The sequence below is a fragment of the Colwellia sp. BRX8-4 genome, assembly GCF_014077345.1.
Taxonomy (GTDB): Bacteria; Pseudomonadota; Gammaproteobacteria; order Enterobacterales; family Alteromonadaceae; genus Colwellia_A.
Window position 1 is genome coordinate 70,575 of record NZ_JACGVS010000014.1, and the last position, 17,805, is coordinate 88,379.

Here is a 17,805-nt window from a genome sequence, read left to right on the forward strand (position 1 = left end):
TTTGACTAACCTCACTAACCGTACAAAAGCGTCAAACTCAACTAATCGTCGATTATCAAAGAGTCGCGCATTAAAAGATGTTAAGCCTCGCCCTTCCCCAGCAGATCGAGTGTTAGTACTTTTCAATAAACCCTTTGATGTACTGTCACAATTTACTGACGATCAGCAGCGTAAAACCTTAAAAGATTTTATTCCGGTTAAAGACGTTTATGCGGCTGGGCGTTTAGACCGCGACAGTGAAGGCTTATTGTTGCTGACCAATGACGGGAAATTGCAGCACAAACTGGCTAACCCAACCGAAAAAACTGAAAAAACCTATTGGGCACAAGTCGAGGGTGTACCACAGGAAGCTGATTTACAAAAACTTCGAAAGGGTGTGGAACTAAAAGATGGCCAAACGTTACCAGCAAAAGTAAAAGTGATCAATGAACCAGACCTTTGGCCTCGTAACCCGCCAATACGCGAGCGAGCGAATATTCCCACGACATGGCTCAGTATCGCGATTACCGAAGGAAAGAACCGGCAGGTCCGCAGAATGACCGCGGCTATTAATTTTCCAACGCTACGACTTATCCGTTACAGCATTGGTCAATACAGCCTTGACGGTATCGAAAATGGCCATTACCAACAACTTAAAAGTGAATAAGAATATGACACTAGCAGTTAACATTGCCGGTAATGACCATGGCGAAGATCAATTTAAGCCCAATGCTACCGTGGCAGCTATTATTGTTCATCAAAATAAGTTTTTATTGGTTGAAGAAATTGAAAAAGGTAAAAAAGTCTTTAACCAACCTGCTGGACATTTAGAGGCGAATGAGAACTTAATTAGTGCCATTGAACGAGAAGTTCTTGAAGAAACAGGCTTAACACTTTCGCCGAATTACGTTTCAGGTATTTATTATTTTTATCGCCCGGATATCAATCTTTATTACCTTCGATTTTGTTTTGTTATCGAACTTGATGAATTTCTACAAAGTATCCCTCAAGATAATGAGATTATTGCCACCCATTGGCTGTCATTTGATGAAATAAAAGCAAAATCTGCACAATTACGCAGCACGCTGGTCTTGGAATGTATTGAGGATTACTTAGCTGTTTTGAAAAATGGAAAAAAAATATCATTATCTTCATTAAAATCCAATCTTTAATCTATGCCCCTAAATCCTGACATGCTATAATTTTTCGCCTTTTTCTCTAGATTTGTAGTTTTAATGTCATCACAAGTATCATCGAGCGCTGAAAACCAAAACACCGCGCCTATAAGTAAAGCACCACACGACACCAAAGTAATTGTTGGTATGTCTGGCGGTGTTGACTCCTCTGTTTCTGCACACTTATTGATTGAACAAGGTTATCAAGTTGAAGGCCTGTTCATGAAAAATTGGGAAGAAGACGATACCGATGAATACTGTGCAGCGGCACAAGACCTCGAAGATGCACAACTTGTTTGTGACAAACTCGGTATAAAGTTACACACCATTAATTTCGCAACAGAATACTGGGATAATGTTTTTGAGTATTTCTTAGCTGAATATAAAGCAGGTCGCACGCCGAACCCTGATATTATGTGTAACAAAGAAATCAAATTTAAGGCCTTCTTAGAGTTTGCTTGTGAAGACTTAGATGCCGACTATATTGCCACCGGACACTATGTTCAGCGTGAGTTTATTGATGGTCAGTGGGCTATGTTACGCGGCTTAGACAGTAATAAAGATCAAAGTTACTTTTTATATACGCTAAGCGATGAGCAAGTGGGACGGACATTATTCCCTGTGGGTAATATCGAAAAGCCTGCAGTACGCGCCATTGCCGAACAGGCTGACTTAATTACTCATAATAAAAAAGACAGCACGGGTATTTGTTTTATTGGTGAGCGTAAATTCAAAGATTTTTTAGGTCAATATTTACCCGCGCAGCCAGGAAAAATTGAATCCGCTGAAGGCGATGTCATTGGTGAGCACGACGGTTTAATGTACCACACGCTAGGTCAGCGCAAAGGCCTTCGCATAGGCGGTTTAGCTAATGCCGGAGAAGAGCCTTGGTACGTTGTTGAAAAAGATTTATTGCGCAATGTTTTAATTGTTGGTCAAGGTCATAACCACCCTCGTCTATTTTCTAAAGGTTTAATCGGTAATCAATTACATTTAGTGAACCGCAAACCTCTTGATACGCCAATAAAATGTACCGTTAAAACCCGCTATCGCCAAGATGATGTCCCTTGTCATCTATCTCCGATGAGCGATGGTGAATATTTAGTCATGTTTGATGAAGCACAAAGTTCAGTAACACCGGGACAATCTGTAGTTTTTTATCAAGATAATATTTGTCTTGGCGGCGGTATCATCAACACACTTATCCGTTAAGTTATAACGAAAATTAGTTGAGCAGTTAATAGTTATGAACAGTATAAATGAACAAACCCTAACACTTGCCGCGGTTTGTCAAGTCGCTTATTGGGTACAAAAAATATCTCGTAGTGGGCAAATAGACGAAGACGAACTCGCCTTATTACTTAATAGTGTCATGATCACATCGCCTAAAAACACCATGGAAGTTTACGGTGGTGAAATGAGTCATTTAAAAATAGGATTAACAACACTAGTTAACCATTTAGGCAATAAATCAACTAACAAAGATCCTGAGATCACCCGTTATGTGGTGAGCTTACTGGGTTTAGAGCGTCGTTTAAGTAAATATAGCGATAAAATGAATGCGCTCGGTGAACGAATTAGCCAAAGCCAACGTCAATTAGTACATTATGGCATTACCAGTGAAACACTCGTTTCGAGCTTAGCGTCAATTTATAGCGATTTGATCAGCCCGCTCGGAACACCTATCCAGGTAGCAGGCGAACCCGCTATATTAAAGCAATCAGTCAATCAACATAAGATACGTGCCTTGTTATTAGCCGGTATTCGCTCAAGTGTTTTATGGCGACAGGTCGGTGGTCAACGCCGAAGTATTTTATTTTCACGTTCAAAATTGGTTGAATGTGCCGAGCAGCTGCTCAAAGCTTGTTAAACAAATTCAAAATTAGTTTTTAACCTTACTTTAAATATTAGGAAAACCCTATGGAACTTTCAGCGTTAAGTGCAATATCTCCAGTAGATGGTCGTTATGGCAGCAAAGTTAAGTCATTACGCCCTATATTCAGTGAATTTGGTTTAATAAAATACCGTGTTACCGTTGAAGTTCGTTGGTTACAAAAACTTGCAGCAACGACAGAAATTGCAGAAGTTCCGGCTTTTAGTAATGACGCTACGGCAACATTAAATGCGATTGTTGATAACTTCAGTGAAGTAGACGCACAGCGTATTAAAGACATTGAAGCGACCACTAATCATGATGTAAAAGCGGTTGAGTATTTCTTAAAAGAAAAAATTGCTGATCATGCTGAATTGAACGCAGTCACTGAGTTTATTCATTTTGCTTGTACATCTGAAGATATTAACAACCTTTCGCACGGTTTAATGTTAAATGACTGTCGTACCGACGTTTTATTACCAGAAATGGATAAAATATTAGCGGCAATTAAAGCACTAGCAATTGAATACAAAACCATTCCAATGATGTGTCGTACTCACGGTCAACCTGCTTCTCCAAGTACTTTGGGTAAAGAAATGGCCAACGTTTATATTCGTCTTAAACGTCAACGTGCCCAAATTGCTGATGTTGAATTATTAGGTAAGATTAATGGTGCTGTTGGCAATTACAATGCACACCTATCAGCTTACCCTGAAGTTAATTGGCATGAATTTGCTAATGAATTTGTTACTTCATTAGGTTTATCGTTTAATCCCTTTACGACTCAAATTGAACCACATGATTACATTGCCGAATTATTTGATGCCATTGCCCGCTTTAACACCATCTTAATCGATTTTGATCGTGATATTTGGGGTTACATCGCGATGGGTCACTTTAAGCAAAAAACCATTGCAGGTGAAATTGGTTCGTCAACAATGCCACATAAAGTTAACCCAATTGACTTTGAAAATTCTGAAGGTAACTTAGGCATTGCTAATGCATTATTTACCCACTTGGCGCAAAAATTACCGATTTCTCGCTGGCAACGAGACTTAACTGATTCAACGGTTTTACGTAACTTAGGTGTTGGTTTTGCTCATGCGATGATAGCTTACGGCGCTACATTAAAAGGTATTAGTAAGTTACAAGTAAATGAAGCAAATCTAGCTGCTGAATTAGACAGCAACTGGGAAGTTTTAGCTGAACCCGTACAAACAGTAATGCGTCGTTATGGTATCGAAAAGCCATACGAAAAATTAAAAGAGCTAACTCGCGGTAAACGCGTTAATGGCGACTCAATGCGCGCTTTCATTATGACGCTTGAATTACCTGATGCGGCTAAAGCACAGTTATGTGAAATGACACCCGCGAGTTACATAGGTCGCGCAGTAGAGTTTATTAACGAATTAGACTAGTTTTATCTAAACGTATGCTAATAAAAAGGAACCTCGCGGTTCCTTTTTATGTTCAGGATGAACGGTATAACGTGATGGCATGGATGCCAATGAACGTATATGTTCAGGATGAACGGTATAACGTGATGGCATGGATGCCAATGAACGTATATGTTCAGGATAAACGGAAACCTATATGTCTTGGCTTTTTAGCAACGCCCTGATTTATTATGGTATTAGTGCATTTATGCACGCCAATTAACAGTAGTAAAATAGAGAGTAACACGTAATGCAAAAAATCCATTGGGGCGAATTAACGCCTGAGCAGTTTTTAAAAGAATATTGGCAAAAAAAACCGTTATTAATAAAAGGTGCGTTCAAAGACTTCACCGACCCAATTGATGCCAACGAACTTGCTGGCCTCGCGATGGAAAGCGAAATTGAATCGCGTATTATTGCCTGTAATAATGGTGACTGGCAAGTAGAGCAAGGTCCTTTTGATTCATTCGATAAGTTTGGCGAACAGAACTGGACGCTACTGGTGCAGGCGGTAAATAATTGGTCTCGCGATACCCAATCATTGCTAGCAGCTGTTAATTTTATTCCACAATGGCGTATTGATGATGTAATGGTTAGCTTTTCAACACCCAATGGCGGTGTTGGTGCTCATTTAGACCAGTACGATGTCTTTATTGTGCAAGGTGAAGGAAAGCGTCGCTGGCAAGTTGGTGCGCCTGATAGTTCACTAAAACAGCTATTACCTCACCCTGATTTAAAACAAGTCTCTAGTTTTGTTGCTGTTATCGACGAAATAACCGAAGCAGGTGATTTACTTTATATTCCACCAAATCATCCACACAATGGCGTGTCATTAGAGAACTCGATGAATTTTTCTATTGGTTTTCAGGCACCGAACAATCAGGAATTATGGTCTGGTTTTGCTGATAAATTAATAGATGAAAACCTTGGAGAAGCACGTTTTCCTGATAATGAACGTACACTAACCAGTCATCCCGAACAACTTGAACAAATGGATATCGAAAAGTTAAAGGCGTTCATGAAAGCACAACTTGATGACGATAAGTTATTTACTCCTTTTATCGGCAAATATCTTACACAGAACCACCATGCCTTAGAGATATTAATGCCGGTCACGCCTATCGACAGCGAACAACTTTCCGATATTCTGGCTGAAGCAGAAAACACCTTAGTGCCTGTTTCCGGGATAAAAAGCTTAATTGTTCCTTTTCAACATCAGGAACAAGCGCCCAACGAAACAAGCTTTTTATATATTAATGGTGAAAGCTTTTTAATTGATAAAGAAACAATCACATTAGCGACATACCTAACAAAACAGCAAACTTTGACCACTCAAACAGTAAAAAGTTTACTAACAAATTTGAAAAATGAACAATTATTGACTAGTGTTCTAAATATGGGCTTTTGGTATATTGAATAACAACACGTGGAATAGTTATAATGTCGTTCAGTGTCAGTAGAGTAAATTGGGAACAAGCGGCATCACTATTAAGAGATGTCCGCGAAAAAGTTTTTATTTGTGAATGGCGTATTCCACGAAAAATAGAGTTTGACCGAAAAGATCACTATGCATTTCATGTCTTAGTTTGTGATGATATTACTCAAGAGCCCGTTGCAACGGGCCGTATATTATCTACGGGTGAAATTTCTCGCATCGCTGTATTGATGTCTTTTAGAAAAAGAAACATCGACAGAGATGTTGTCAAAGGTTTATTGGCTATTGCTAAAGATCTCAAACTTGATGAAGTATTTATTTATAGCCCACTTGATGATGTTGAATATTTTAGAAAATTTAACTTTATCAGTGCTGGCGCAGTATTTATGGAAGCAGGTATGCCAAGACAGCGTATGACCTGTGCTGTTGAGAATATAAAAAAATCTACCCGCTTCGCTTTTAATCACTAGTTTATTAATTCCTACTCTCCTAATAAGCCACTCTTCTTATCCTTTTGCCACTATTATTAAATTTTGTGCTTTATTCTATACATTTACCCTAACATAGTGACCGTTATATTTTGATCTGACGGCTAGCGCAACATTAGGCTAAGTGGTATTGTGCGCATCGAAACAATACAACTCTTATTACAGAAGTAAAAAGAATATTAACAAAACTTTTTACGTGGAGATTTAGAAGTGGCAATTTTTGATTTAGTAGATTTCGACAATCATGAACAAGTTGTTTATTGCAGCGATGATGCAACAGGCTTAAAAGCTATCATAGCAGTACACAGTACTGCACTTGGACCGGCAGCAGGTGGCTGTCGTTTTTGGGATTATGTAAATGATGAAGCAGCATTAAAAGATGTTTTACGTTTATCAAAAGGCATGACCTACAAAAATGCTATGGCTGGGTTAAAACTTGGCGGTGGTAAAGGGGTTATTATTGGTAACCCTAGACACTTAAAGTCAGACGATTTATTCAAAGCTTATGGCAAAGCCGTTAATAATCTAGGTGGCCGTTATTACACCGCTGAAGATGTAAATATTACTACTGGTGATATGGCTATTGTTAATCAAGTTACCGACTATGTTTCGGGTCTTGAAGGAAAAAGTGGTAATCCAGGCCCCTTCACTGCGCTAGGTACATTTTTAGGTATTAAAGCAGCGGTTAAGTTTAAATTAGGATCTGATGATTTAACCGGTATTAAAGTGGCTGTTCAAGGGCTTGGTAGTGTTGGTTATTCACTTTGTGAGCGACTTCATGCTGCGGGTGCGAAATTAATCGTCACTGATATTAACCAAGAAATTTTAGATAAAGCCGTTGCCGAGTTAGATGCGACAGTTGTTAGCTTAGACGATATTTACAAACAAGATGTTGAAGTATTTTCACCTTGTGCGTTAGGCGCGTCGATTAATGACGATAGCATTGCAGAACTTAAAGCGGTGATCATTGCCGGCTGTGCTAATAACCAACTTGCAGAAAGTCGCCATGACCAAGTCCTTTTAGACAAGGGTATTTTGTATGCTCCTGACTACGTCATTAACGCTGGGGGAATTATAAATGTTGCCCTTGAAATTTATCCTGAACCTTATTGTGCTGATAAGGCGACAAGTTTGGTCGAAAATATTTATCACACACTAATGAATGTTTTTGTAACTGCGAACGAGAAAAACTTACCAACAGGTAAAGTAGCTGATGAAATGGCGAGAGCTATAATAGCGAACGCTGGAAAATAATTTTTCCGTATAAACTAAAAAGCCGCACTATATAAATAAAGTGCGGCTTTTTTTTCGCTATAAATTGTTGGCATCAACTCACACCAACAATGTTATCAACTTATAGACTAATTAACGGGTAATGTTGGTACCTGAATACCTGACATTTCTAGCATTACTCTAACTACCTGGCAGCTGTAACCAAATTCATTGTCATACCATACATACAATACAGCGCGATCGCCATCAACAATCGTTGCTTGAGAGTCAACAACTCCAGCGTATCGAGAGCCAACCAAGTCAGTAGAGACGATTTCAGTTGAAGCCGTATAATCTACTTGATTTTGTAACTTAGAATTTAACGAAATATTACGTAAGTAATCGTTTAACGCTTCTTTATCAGTTGATTTTTTCAAATTCAAATTCATGATAGCCATTGAAACGTTTGGTGTTGGTACACGAATCGCGTTACCCGTTAACAAACCTTTCAATTCAGGTAATGCTTTAGCAACCGCTTTAGCAGCACCCGTTGTGCTAATAACCATATTTAATGGTGCACTACGACCGCGGCGAGGAGCTGGATGGTAGTTATCAATTAAATTTTGATCGTTCGTATATGAATGAACCGTTTCAACGTGGCCATTCTTAATACCGAACTCATCGTTAATGGCTTTTAACACTGGTGTAATAGCGTTAGTGGTACAACTCGCTGCAGAAACAATTTTGTCATCCGCTAAAATCATATCTTGATTCACGCCATAAACGATATTTTTAATATCACCTTTAGCGGGTGCTGTTAACAATACCTTAGCAACACCTTTTGATTGCAAATGTTGCCCTAGACCTTCTTCGTCACTCCATACACCGGTGTTATCAACAACTAAAGCGTCATTAATACCATATTGGGTATAGTCGATTTCGCTAGGATTTTTTGCGTAAATAACTTGAATAAATGCGCCATTAGCTTTAATGACACTATTTTCTTCATCGATAGTAATACTACCGTTAAAAGCACCATGCACTGAATCACGACGTAATAGGCTGGCACGTTTTGCTAAATCACCTTTACCACTTGGGCGAATAACAATAGCACGTAGATTTAATGTTGAGCAGGGTCCTGCGCGTTCAATTAACAGACGCGCTAATAAGCGACCGATACGACCAAAACCATAAAGAACAACATCTTTAGACTTTTGTGGGTCAGTATTTTTATTAATTGATACTAATTCTTTTTCTAAAAACTGCTCAATTGACAGACCATTAGCTTTACCAAGAAATAAATAACGGTAGGCCAATTTACCGACATCAATACGTGCTGGTGCTAAATCCATGTGTCTTAATGCATCAATAAAAGGAAAGCTTTCACGTAAACGTAATTTACTGTCTTCATGTAGCGCAACAGATTTATGTGCTTTAATGATATCAATTGCAGAAGCATTAACTAATGGACGACCATAAATAGATACTTCGAGACCTTTGTTTCTGAAAAGTTGCCCTATAATAGGTTGCATATTTTCAGCAAATGTTTGGCGTTCTTGCCAGCTAGCTTGGTATTGTTCCTCAAGATGAGAAGTCATTGCGTAAACCTTTTTATTTCAGTCAATTGAACGATGAGTTATTATTAATATTAGCACTAATAACAATAATAATTAATTGCGGCACTATTGTAATCGAACCTGAAAACTTTCGCCACTAGTTACAGATAATATCACGCTCAAATATGGGACAAAAATGAAGACAATAATAGCCTACTTCTCACTAATTTTTTTATTAACCGCTTGTGATAGCAAGCCAAACTTTGCTGAACTTTGTGAAAGTAATTCTGAAATCTGTAATGAATTTCAAGAAGACTCATGGTGTAAACGAGAACGTATTACGGTGGGTTTTTCTAATTTAGAGGAAAAATTGGCTAGTTCAGATCTACATAAATATCATCAACTCATTGCTTACGAAGATTATGCACAATGTATGGTTCATGCCTCAAAAATTGAGCATATTAAATTAAAACATAAACAAACGATGAGAGTTGATAACGCAATTCAAGCACAGAATCGTATCAAAGAGATATCAAAGGAAACAATAACCTCAGATCACCCTCACCTACTCTACTATCACTGGTCGAGATATATCAACGAAGAATCTTTAAATAAATTTTTAGCACAAGAAGGGACAAAAGCCCTTGAAAATTCAAGGTCGCAATATAACTTAGCGACGCATTATACAAAAACAGATCCTAAAAAGACCTTAACGTTACTTTATCGAGCTTTGCAATTATACCAGCCAGATCAGAAAATAAATGCAGAAATCTTTCAGTCAATAGCAACGATATTTATAGAAAAGCAAGATGTTAAAAAAGCTTATCTTTGGTTAAGAATTTTACGTTTACATTCGCCAGAAAATAAAGAAGTGACTGAAAAGTCTTTAAATAATTATGTTGTAGGTTATAAATTAAATAAAACATTATTAGATAAAATTGCCAATATAACCTTAGATAAAATTGAAGCGGGAACCTTTGAATCACCAAAGGTTTAGGTTTAATCAAGAGATTAAACCTTGTCTTTTTAAAGTGCGCTAAACTGTAAACTTAATGAATTAACACAATAGCGTTTACCGGTGGGTTGTGGGCCGTCATCAAATACATGACCCAGATGAGAGTCACACGTACTGCAAGTGATTTCTGTACGCATCATTCCAAGGCTGTCATCTTCAATGTAGGCGACATTTGGGCTAATAGCGGCAGAAAAGCTTGGCCAACCGCAACCCGATTGAAATTTATCTGTTGAAGAAAAGAGCTCCTTTTCACAACAGGCACAATGATAAACACCGGCTAGCCAATGATCGTTATACTCGCCACTGAACGGTTGCTCTGTGGCAGCCAAGCGACATACTCGAAAAGCCTCGGGGGTTAACTTATCTTGATAAGGGTCTTTAGACATATATTTTCACCTTTTTATTTTGAATGACCAAATTCGATCATTTCGCGCTCAGGGTGTGACCATTCAACATGAAATTTCTTTCCTGGCGCTTGATCAACCCGTTCAAAAGTATGTGCACCAAAAAAATCTCTTTGTGCCTGTAATAAATTTGCAGGAAGAACCGCGGTACGCATCGCATCATAATAGGTCAACGATGAACTTATTGCACTGGTTGAAATTCCCATTAAAGCGGTTTCTGCAACAGTTTTACGCCAATTTAATTGATGAGCATTTAATTGTTCCACAAAGAATGCATCTAGCATTAAATTTTCTAACTTCGCATTACGTTTAAAAGCATCGGTAATAGATTGTAAAAATGCTGCACGAATAATACAACCCGCTCGCCATATTTTTGCAATACTGGCAAAATCAAGCTCCCAACCATGCTCTTTTTCCGCTTGCTTCATTAATTGAAAACCTTGGGCGTAAGCACAAATTTTCGCACAGTAAATCGCATCATGTAAACGAGCAATAAACGCTGTTTTTTCTTGTGCATTTAAGGTCTTAGCTTCAGGGCCGTTAAGCAGACTTGAACTCTGCACTCTTAAATCTTTAAATGAAGAGATGGAACGTGCGTATACCGCTTGGGCAATAGTGGGAGCTGGTGTACCTAATTCTAAACTGCTCATCGCAGTCCACAAACCTGTACCTTTCTGCCCCGCTTTATCGAGAATCAAATCCACTAGCGGGATGTTATCTTCGGTCACCTTATGGCGAAGTACTTCGACAGATATTTCCATTAAATAACTGTCTAGAGGACCTTGGTTCCATTGTTCAAAAATATCAGCAATCTCATCTGTTGATAAATTTAAACCCGCACGTAAAGTATGATAAGCCTCACAGATAATCTGCATATCCGCATATTCAATACCATTATGAACCATTTTTACATAATGACCCGCACCGGCTGGGCCAATATAGGCGGCACAAGGTTCACCTTTCTTAATGGTTTCTCCTGGCTTAGTCCGCTCTAAAGGTTTACCTGTTTCGGCGTCAACCTTAGCTGATATGGCTTCCCAGATAGGTTTGATGCGAGTCCATGCATAAGGAGAGCCACTGGGCATTAAAGCAGGTCCAAATCGAGCGCCGACTTCACCGCCAGAGACAGCTGAAGAAAATAAAATAAAATTACTCTTATACTTTTTCTCACGAGCAACGGTATCAACCCACAGACTATTACCCGTATCAATAATAATATCGTCGGGTTGAATACCAGCGCCAATCAAACTCTCAGAGACTTGATCAACAGGAGCACCAGCAGGTACAGAAAGTACAATAAGATGGGGAGTTTTTAATCGCGATAATAATTCTGTATATGATGAGCAACCGTGAACACGTTGCTTATTTTCACCATTTTCCAATTTGTCTTGGGCAATAACGCCAAGCACTTTTTCATTATCTAAATCAAAAGCAGCAATACTGTAACCGTTGTCGGCTAAATTTAGCACCAAATTTTTACCCATTACACCAAGGCCAATAAAGCCGATGTCACACAAACTATTGTCTTGTGTCATAGTAGAAAGTCCATAAATACTGAGAAATACAATGGCATTTATTCTACCATGAACAAAACTAAGCCACTAGCAATTAAAGCCGACCCAATTCGTAATAAAACGTCTTTTTTATCAATAAAAGGCCAAATACGACAAGTATCGCTTGTATAAATCTCAAAATGATGTAATTTTACTACATTATTTTCATTTGGAATTTTAACATGACTATTAAAGTTGGCATCAATGGTTTTGGCCGTATCGGTCGTTTTGTATTTAGAGCTGCTGCGCAGAGAAGCGACATTGAAATTGTCGGTATTAATGATTTAATCGACATTGACTACATGGCTTACATGCTTAAGTATGACTCAACGCATGGTCGTTTTAACGGTACGGTAGAAGTTAAAGATGGTCAGTTGATTGTTAATGATAAAGTTATTCGCGTTAGCGCTATCCGTAACCCCGAAGAACTTAAATGGGATGAAATAGATGTTGATGTTGTTGTTGAATCAACCGGTTTATTTTTAACTGATGAGACATCACGAAAGCATTTGATCGCAGGAGCTAAAAAAGTTGTACTTTCTGCCCCTTCAAAAGATGACACCCCAATGTTTGTCTGTGGTGTAAACCTCAATGAGTATAAAGGCGAAGATATTGTATCAAACGCCTCATGTACTACTAATTGCCTAGCACCTATTGCTAAGGTTCTTAATGATAATTGGGGAATTGAAAGTGGTTTAATGACGACGGTTCATGCAACTACAGCAACACAAAAAACTGTTGATAGCCCTTCAGCTAAAGATTGGCGTGGTGGCCGTGGTGCAGGACAAAATATAATCCCTTCATCTACGGGTGCTGCAAAAGCGGTTGGTAAAGTTATCCCTGAATTAAATGGCAAACTCACTGGTATGGCCTTTCGTGTACCAACACCAAATGTATCTGTTGTAGATCTGACTGTTAATTTAAAAAGTAGCGCAACCTATCAAGAAATTTGCGATGCGATGAAATCAGCAGCTCATGGTGATTTGCAAGGCATATTAGGCTATACCGAAGATCAAGTAGTTTCTAATGATTTCATTGGCGAAACGTGTACGTCAGTCTTTGATGCGGGTGCGGGTATAGCACTAACCGATAAGTTTGTAAAAATCGTTTCTTGGTACGACAATGAAATTGGTTATTCAAACAAGGTACTTGATTTAGTGGCTTACGTCAGCGCTTATAAAGATTAATCATCTTTAGAATAAAAGTTATATCAAAAAAGCCAAATATCTTTATTTGGCTTTTTTATTGAGATAAATGTTAGTCAAAGCCCCTTACTTGAACAACCTTAACTAGTCGATTTACGGCTCTCACTTGTAAGCCCCCCTATAAAGATGTTATTTAGCTATCGACTGCCTTTACTTGCTTATAAAAGGATATATGAGGATTGATGTAAGGCGGACAAGACGTCTTATATATAAAAAAGGCTGGAGCACTATCGATAGCGCTTCAGCCTTTTTGGTATTCACTTTACGCGTTATTTTACATGAGCAAGTGCTTGTTTAGCTAATTCAGTAATTTTAGCCCAATCTTTATTTTTAATTATTTCGTCGGTAACCAACCAAGAGCCACCACAACAAGCAACGTTTGATAAGGCTAAGTAGTCCTTAACATTACTTAAATTGATACCACCTGTTGGACAAAAGCGAATGTCAGGGAATGGTCCGCCCATAGATTGGATCGCTTTAACACCACCAGAAGCTTCTGCGGGGAAAAACTTCAAATGATCATAGCCAAAGTCAATTCCGTCCATCATTTCTGAAATTGATGAAATTCCTGGTATAAGAGCAATATTACCTTCATTACCCGCTTTTAATAAATCTTTTGTTAAGCCAGGACTTATTGCAAACTTAGCCCCTGCTTCTTGACAGCGTTGTAGCATTTCACGATTTGTTACTGTACCTGCGCCAACACAAGCTTCAGGTAACTCTTGCGCGATAATTTTAATCACATCAAGTGCCGCTGGTGTGCGCAAAGTTACTTCTAATACTTTTATGCCTGCAGCGAGTAAGGCTTTAGCAATAGGTAAGGCATCTTCAACATCTTTAATAACAAGAACAGGCACAATAGGCCCCATAGCGAAAATTTCTTTTGGCGATAACTGCCAATTATTTGTTATGGTCATGATTTAGATGTGTCCTTTCATTGAAGATAATTGTTGACGAATATAGGCAGACGCCCCTATCAAACCGGGTTGATTTTCGGTGATCACATACGTCGGAATATTATTAATAAAACTAGATAGTCGGCCTTTTGTATCAAAACGCTGCCTAAAATTGCTGTTTTTGATGAAATCTATAAAACGAGGCACAATGCCACCGGCAATATATACACCACCAAAACAACCTAACGTTAAGGCTAAGTTACCGGCAAAACTGCCTAAAGTATTACAAAATTGATGTAAGGCTTTTTCACATATTGGACATGAGCCATCTATCGCTTTAGCGGAGATTTGTTCAGCTGATAAATTACTCTTAGGCAAGTTATCAATTGACAAAAAAGCTTGATAAATTTGCTCTAAGCCTCTGCCACAAAGTAATTGCTCATAGGATATTCTATGTTGTTTAGTTTCAAGTAAATAACTTAATATTTTAATTTCATCAGCATCAACAGGAGCAAAGTCGACATGGCCTCCTTCTCCCCCTAAACAACACCAACCGTCTATGGTCGGTACTAAATTAGCAACACCTAGTCCGGTACCAGGGCCACAAATAGAAATAGGCTTGTCTGCAATTGCGACCCCTTCTCCAATTTGCACTTTCTGTGCTTGTGTTAGCAAAGGTACTGCATGGGCTATTGCGGTATAGTCATTTATTAAAAATAACTGACTAATATTCAATGCTTTTTTCAAGGACGATTGAGAAAATGTCCATGGCAAGTTAGTCATGGTAATTTGATCTGTTTCAACCGGACAAGCAATGGCTAAACACGCATTGATTGTTTTACCTGCAGCGTTATGTAACGCTAAATAAACGCTAATAACATCGGCTAAGCTATCATATTGGTCGCACTGATAAGTTTTAATATCTGAGGTTTGACCATCGTCATTAACGAGGCCAAACCTGATATTAGTACCGCCAATGTCAGCGACTAAGTTAAGTATTGACTCACTCACGAAGCTTTACCATCAATATCAGTTTCATCAAATAATGAACAAGCACCGGTTTCAGCGGTACTTAAATTACGACGCATAAAACCAAAAAGCTCTCGGCCCATGCCTTGATGATGACCATTGACTTGAAAAATAGCGTTGTCACGTTGGGCAAGCTCTGCTTCGTCAACCAATAAGGTTAATTCTCCAGTTTCGCCGTCAACTAAAATCATATCACCGGTTTTCACTTTCGCGATCAAACCGCCATCTAGGGCTTCTGGGCATAAATGAATAGCAGCAGGTACTTTACCTGAGGCGCCAGACATACGGCCATCAGTTACCATAGCGACCTTAAAACCTTTGTCTTGAAGAACGCCAAGTGGTGGTGTTAGTTTATGTAATTCAGGCATACCGCGCGCTTTAGGTCCCTGAAATCTAACAACAGCAACAAAATCTTTTTCTAATTCACCCGCATCAAATGCCGCTTGTAATTCATGTTGATCTTCAAAAACGACGGCAGGTGCTTTAATAACAAAACTACCTTCACGCAATGAAGATGTTTTAATGACAGAGACACCTAGGTTACCCTTAAGAACGCGTAAACCGCCAGTAGCTTTGAACGGGCTTGCAACGGTTGCAATAATACTATCGTCGAGAGATTTTTCAACACAGTCAACCCACTTAAGTTCACCGCTTTCGAGTACAGGTTTTTTAGTGTAGCGCGTTAAACCGCGGCCACAGATAGTTTCAACATCTTCAAAAACTAAACCGCCTTCAATCAATTCTCTAAAGAGTAGTGCCATACCACCGGCTTCTTGAAATTGATTTATATCTGCTTCGCCGTTCGGGTAGATACGTGTTAATAGTGGCACCGCTTCAGACAAATCATTAAAGTCTTGGAAGTTAATGATAATACCCGCTGCTTTTGCAAACGCAATAATATGCATGGTTAAGTTCGTTGAACCGCCCGTAGCAAGTAAGGCAACAATTGCATTAACAATTGAACGCTCATCAACCATTCTGCCAATCGGCATATAGTTGCCCGACTGTTGCGTTAAACGAGTTGCTTGACGTGCCGCTGCTTTTGTTAATTCTTCACGAAGCTGCGTATTCGGTGCGATAAATGAAGCGCCAGGTAAGTGAAGTCCCATGACCTCAACAACCAATTGATTTGAGTTGGCTGTGCCAAAGAAAGTACAAGTACCCGCAGAGTGATAAGAGGCAGATTCAGCTTCAAGAAGCTCTTCTTCGTTAGCTTCACCTTTAGCATATTGCTGGCGAACACGTGCTTTTTCTTTGTTTGGTAAACCTGAAGGCATAGGGCCCGCAGGAATAAATACCGTGGGTAAATGTCCAAAAGTCATACTGGCAATCAACAAGCCCGGTACGATTTTATCACAGATGCCCATCATTAATGCGCCATCAAACATATTATGCGATAAGCCAACCGCTGCAGACATTGCAATAACATCTCGGCTCATTAGGCTTAAATCCATACCCGGTTGGCCTTGAGTAACACCGTCACACATAGCAGGTACACCGGCTGCAAATTGTGCAACACCACCCGCATCTCTCACTGCTGCTTTAATAATTGCAGGATAAGTTTCATAGGGCTGATGAGCAGATAACATATCATTATAAGCTGAAACAATAGCGATGTCTGAGTGATGTATGCCACGTAATGAGGCCTTGTCTTCTTTACCACAAGCAGCAAAACCATGAGCTAAGTTACCACACGACAAACCGGCACGATGTACTGTTTGCGAGCTTTCAGCTTCTATCTTAGCTAAATATTTAGCTCTACTGCCTTTACTACGCTCAATAATTTCATTGGTAATAGCGACGATTTTTTCATTCATTTTAATAGTCATATGTTACTCCGCCCAATACACTTGTGTATTGATATCTGGGTTTTGTAAAAATGCCCTTATTGGCATTTCTGTTTGATTGTTACTTGAAAGTGCTTTTTCTAAAACGACCTTTTTCCCGGCACCACAAACATGCAAAATAATATTTTTACTCTGCGCTAAATGAGCATAAGTAAAAGTTATTCGGTCGTTAGGAGCTGTTTTGGGGACAACCTTCATTAGGGCATCTGTATTATCAAGCGCAAGTGCTGATGATATTTGCTCGCTACAAGGGAATAAAGAAGCCGTATGACCGTCTTCACCCATGCCAAGAATAAGCACATCTAAGGGCAATAACTGGCTTTTAGCATCAGTATTTAATTGCACTAGGGTTGATTGATCACATTCACCGTCTTTTTTAAGGTGAAAAAATTGTGCATCGGCAGCTTTATTTTTTAACAGGTTTTCATGTACCAAACGGGTATTACTTGCCTCAGATTCAAACTCAACCCAACGTTCGTCCGCTAACGTGACGGTTACGTTTTGCCAATCAATATCTTTAGTCGATAAAGCCGTAAAAAAACCTTTGGGTGTAGACCCGCCAGAAACAGCCAAGCTTGCTTTACCTTTCTGACTCAAAGCGTTTGATAAAAGTTCAGCGACATTATTGGCTAAGGCATTATCTAAATCTGTTCGCTGAGCGAAATCGTTTAATTGGTACATAGTTATTTCCTGAAATTCACG

The 17,805-nt window shown here is 39.0% G+C and carries 17 protein-coding genes; 10 read left to right on the top strand and 7 right to left on the bottom strand.

Going from position 1 to position 17,805, the window contains the following annotated elements; translation table 11 throughout:
• The first annotated feature begins 1 nt into the window (after position 1).
• From H4J56_RS12830 to H4J56_RS12865, 8 genes are all read left to right on the top strand, one after another.
• The gene (locus tag H4J56_RS12830) at positions 2-646 is read left to right on the top strand and encodes a pseudouridine synthase (protein ID WP_182259435.1); all 645 of its coding nucleotides are present in this window, start codon (positions 2-4) and stop codon (positions 644-646) included.
• A gap of 4 nt (positions 647-650) precedes the next feature.
• Positions 651-1,151 (top strand): NUDIX hydrolase, encoded by a 501-nt coding sequence (locus tag H4J56_RS12835; protein ID WP_182259436.1) that lies wholly within the window; start codon positions 651-653, stop codon positions 1,149-1,151.
• 63 nt (positions 1,152-1,214) lie between these two features.
• Positions 1,215-2,366 carry a tRNA 2-thiouridine(34) synthase MnmA gene (mnmA, locus tag H4J56_RS12840; RefSeq protein ID WP_070373718.1) on the top strand — a complete coding sequence of 384 codons (1,152 nt, stop codon included), beginning with the start codon at positions 1,215-1,217 and terminating at the stop codon, positions 2,364-2,366.
• A gap of 34 nt (positions 2,367-2,400) precedes the next feature.
• On the top strand, positions 2,401-3,024 hold the full coding sequence (gene hflD / locus H4J56_RS12845) for a high frequency lysogenization protein HflD (RefSeq protein WP_182244472.1): 624 nt from the start codon (positions 2,401-2,403) through the stop codon (positions 3,022-3,024).
• Between the two features lie 50 nt (positions 3,025-3,074).
• Positions 3,075-4,445, top strand: coding sequence for an adenylosuccinate lyase (gene purB, locus H4J56_RS12850; protein ID WP_070373720.1), 1,371 nt, complete (start codon positions 3,075-3,077; stop codon positions 4,443-4,445).
• Positions 4,446-4,713: 268 nt separating this feature from the next.
• Positions 4,714-5,883 (top strand): cupin domain-containing protein, encoded by a 1,170-nt coding sequence (locus H4J56_RS12855; protein ID WP_182222008.1) that lies wholly within the window; start codon positions 4,714-4,716, stop codon positions 5,881-5,883.
• 20 nt (positions 5,884-5,903) lie between these two features.
• Positions 5,904-6,368 carry a GNAT family N-acetyltransferase gene (locus tag H4J56_RS12860; RefSeq protein ID WP_070373722.1) on the top strand — a complete coding sequence of 155 codons (465 nt, stop codon included), beginning with the start codon at positions 5,904-5,906 and terminating at the stop codon, positions 6,366-6,368.
• 228 nt (positions 6,369-6,596) lie between these two features.
• On the top strand, positions 6,597-7,640 hold the full coding sequence (locus H4J56_RS12865; RefSeq protein WP_182217626.1) for an amino acid dehydrogenase: 1,044 nt from the start codon (positions 6,597-6,599) through the stop codon (positions 7,638-7,640).
• A 107-nt stretch (positions 7,641-7,747) separates the two neighbouring features.
• Here the strand turns inward: H4J56_RS12865 and H4J56_RS12870 are convergent, their stop codons facing one another.
• Positions 7,748-9,196: a glyceraldehyde-3-phosphate dehydrogenase gene (locus H4J56_RS12870; protein ID WP_070373724.1), complete on the bottom strand. Its 1,449-nt coding sequence runs from the start codon at positions 9,194-9,196 to the stop codon at positions 7,748-7,750.
• A gap of 154 nt (positions 9,197-9,350) precedes the next feature.
• Between H4J56_RS12870 and H4J56_RS12875 the strand changes: the two genes are divergently transcribed.
• A complete protein-coding gene (locus tag H4J56_RS12875; protein WP_182217624.1) occupies positions 9,351-10,151 on the top strand; it encodes a DUF2989 domain-containing protein in 801 nt (266 codons plus the stop codon).
• 29 nt (positions 10,152-10,180) lie between these two features.
• Here H4J56_RS12875 and msrB read toward each other — a convergent pair whose 3' ends face one another.
• Positions 10,181-10,555, bottom strand: coding sequence for a peptide-methionine (R)-S-oxide reductase MsrB (msrB, locus tag H4J56_RS12880; RefSeq protein ID WP_182217623.1), 375 nt, complete (start codon positions 10,553-10,555; stop codon positions 10,181-10,183).
• Positions 10,556-10,569: 14 nt separating this feature from the next.
• Entirely contained in the window at positions 10,570-12,108 is a 1,539-nt protein-coding gene (gene gndA, locus H4J56_RS12885; RefSeq protein WP_182259437.1) for an NADP-dependent phosphogluconate dehydrogenase, read from the bottom strand.
• Between the two features lie 200 nt (positions 12,109-12,308).
• On the opposite strand from gndA, the gene gap reads away from it, so the two are divergent.
• The gene (gene gap / locus H4J56_RS12890) at positions 12,309-13,313 is read left to right on the top strand and encodes a type I glyceraldehyde-3-phosphate dehydrogenase (RefSeq protein WP_182259438.1); all 1,005 of its coding nucleotides are present in this window, start codon (positions 12,309-12,311) and stop codon (positions 13,311-13,313) included.
• 287 nt (positions 13,314-13,600) lie between these two features.
• Here gap and H4J56_RS12895 read toward each other — a convergent pair whose 3' ends face one another.
• The 4 genes from H4J56_RS12895 to pgl are packed head-to-tail and all read right to left on the bottom strand — an operon-like array spanning position 13,601 to position 17,784.
• Positions 13,601-14,248 carry a bifunctional 4-hydroxy-2-oxoglutarate aldolase/2-dehydro-3-deoxy-phosphogluconate aldolase gene (locus H4J56_RS12895; protein ID WP_182217619.1) on the bottom strand — a complete coding sequence of 216 codons (648 nt, stop codon included), beginning with the start codon at positions 14,246-14,248 and terminating at the stop codon, positions 13,601-13,603.
• 3 nt (positions 14,249-14,251) lie between these two features.
• Complete coding sequence (locus H4J56_RS12900; protein ID WP_182222006.1) at positions 14,252-15,238, bottom strand: glucokinase; 987 nt, start codon at positions 15,236-15,238, stop codon at positions 14,252-14,254.
• Entirely contained in the window at positions 15,235-17,073 is a 1,839-nt protein-coding gene (gene edd / locus H4J56_RS12905) for a phosphogluconate dehydratase (RefSeq protein ID WP_070376951.1), read from the bottom strand. The genes H4J56_RS12900 and edd overlap by 4 nt, the downstream gene beginning before the upstream one ends.
• Positions 17,074-17,088: 15 nt before the next feature.
• Positions 17,089-17,784, bottom strand: coding sequence for a 6-phosphogluconolactonase (pgl, locus tag H4J56_RS12910; RefSeq protein WP_182259439.1), 696 nt, complete (start codon positions 17,782-17,784; stop codon positions 17,089-17,091).
• Positions 17,785-17,805 lie beyond the last annotated feature (21 nt).

What these genes read in the sequence shown, in the direction of transcription:
- edd (WP_070376951.1), bottom strand. Translation starts at nt 17,073, where the DNA reads ATGAATGAAAAAATCGTCGCTATTACCAATGAAATTATTGAGCGTAGT.
- hflD (WP_182244472.1), top strand. Translation starts at nt 2,401, where the DNA reads ATGAACAGTATAAATGAACAAACCCTAACACTTGCCGCGGTTTGTCAA.
- purB (WP_070373720.1), top strand. Translation starts at nt 3,075, where the DNA reads ATGGAACTTTCAGCGTTAAGTGCAATATCTCCAGTAGATGGTCGTTAT.
- H4J56_RS12895 (WP_182217619.1), bottom strand. Translation starts at nt 14,248, where the DNA reads ATGACCATAACAAATAATTGGCAGTTATCGCCAAAAGAAATTTTCGCT.
- pgl (WP_182259439.1), bottom strand. Translation starts at nt 17,784, where the DNA reads ATGTACCAATTAAACGATTTCGCTCAGCGAACAGATTTAGATAATGCC.
- H4J56_RS12875 (WP_182217624.1), top strand. Translation starts at nt 9,351, where the DNA reads ATGAAGACAATAATAGCCTACTTCTCACTAATTTTTTTATTAACCGCT.
- gndA (WP_182259437.1), bottom strand. Translation starts at nt 12,108, where the DNA reads ATGACACAAGACAATAGTTTGTGTGACATCGGCTTTATTGGCCTTGGT.
- H4J56_RS12855 (WP_182222008.1), top strand. Translation starts at nt 4,714, where the DNA reads ATGCAAAAAATCCATTGGGGCGAATTAACGCCTGAGCAGTTTTTAAAA.
- gap (WP_182259438.1), top strand. Translation starts at nt 12,309, where the DNA reads ATGACTATTAAAGTTGGCATCAATGGTTTTGGCCGTATCGGTCGTTTT.
- msrB (WP_182217623.1), bottom strand. Translation starts at nt 10,555, where the DNA reads ATGTCTAAAGACCCTTATCAAGATAAGTTAACCCCCGAGGCTTTTCGA.
- H4J56_RS12870 (WP_070373724.1), bottom strand. Translation starts at nt 9,196, where the DNA reads ATGACTTCTCATCTTGAGGAACAATACCAAGCTAGCTGGCAAGAACGC.
- H4J56_RS12860 (WP_070373722.1), top strand. Translation starts at nt 5,904, where the DNA reads ATGTCGTTCAGTGTCAGTAGAGTAAATTGGGAACAAGCGGCATCACTA.
- H4J56_RS12835 (WP_182259436.1), top strand. Translation starts at nt 651, where the DNA reads ATGACACTAGCAGTTAACATTGCCGGTAATGACCATGGCGAAGATCAA.
- mnmA (WP_070373718.1), top strand. Translation starts at nt 1,215, where the DNA reads ATGTCATCACAAGTATCATCGAGCGCTGAAAACCAAAACACCGCGCCT.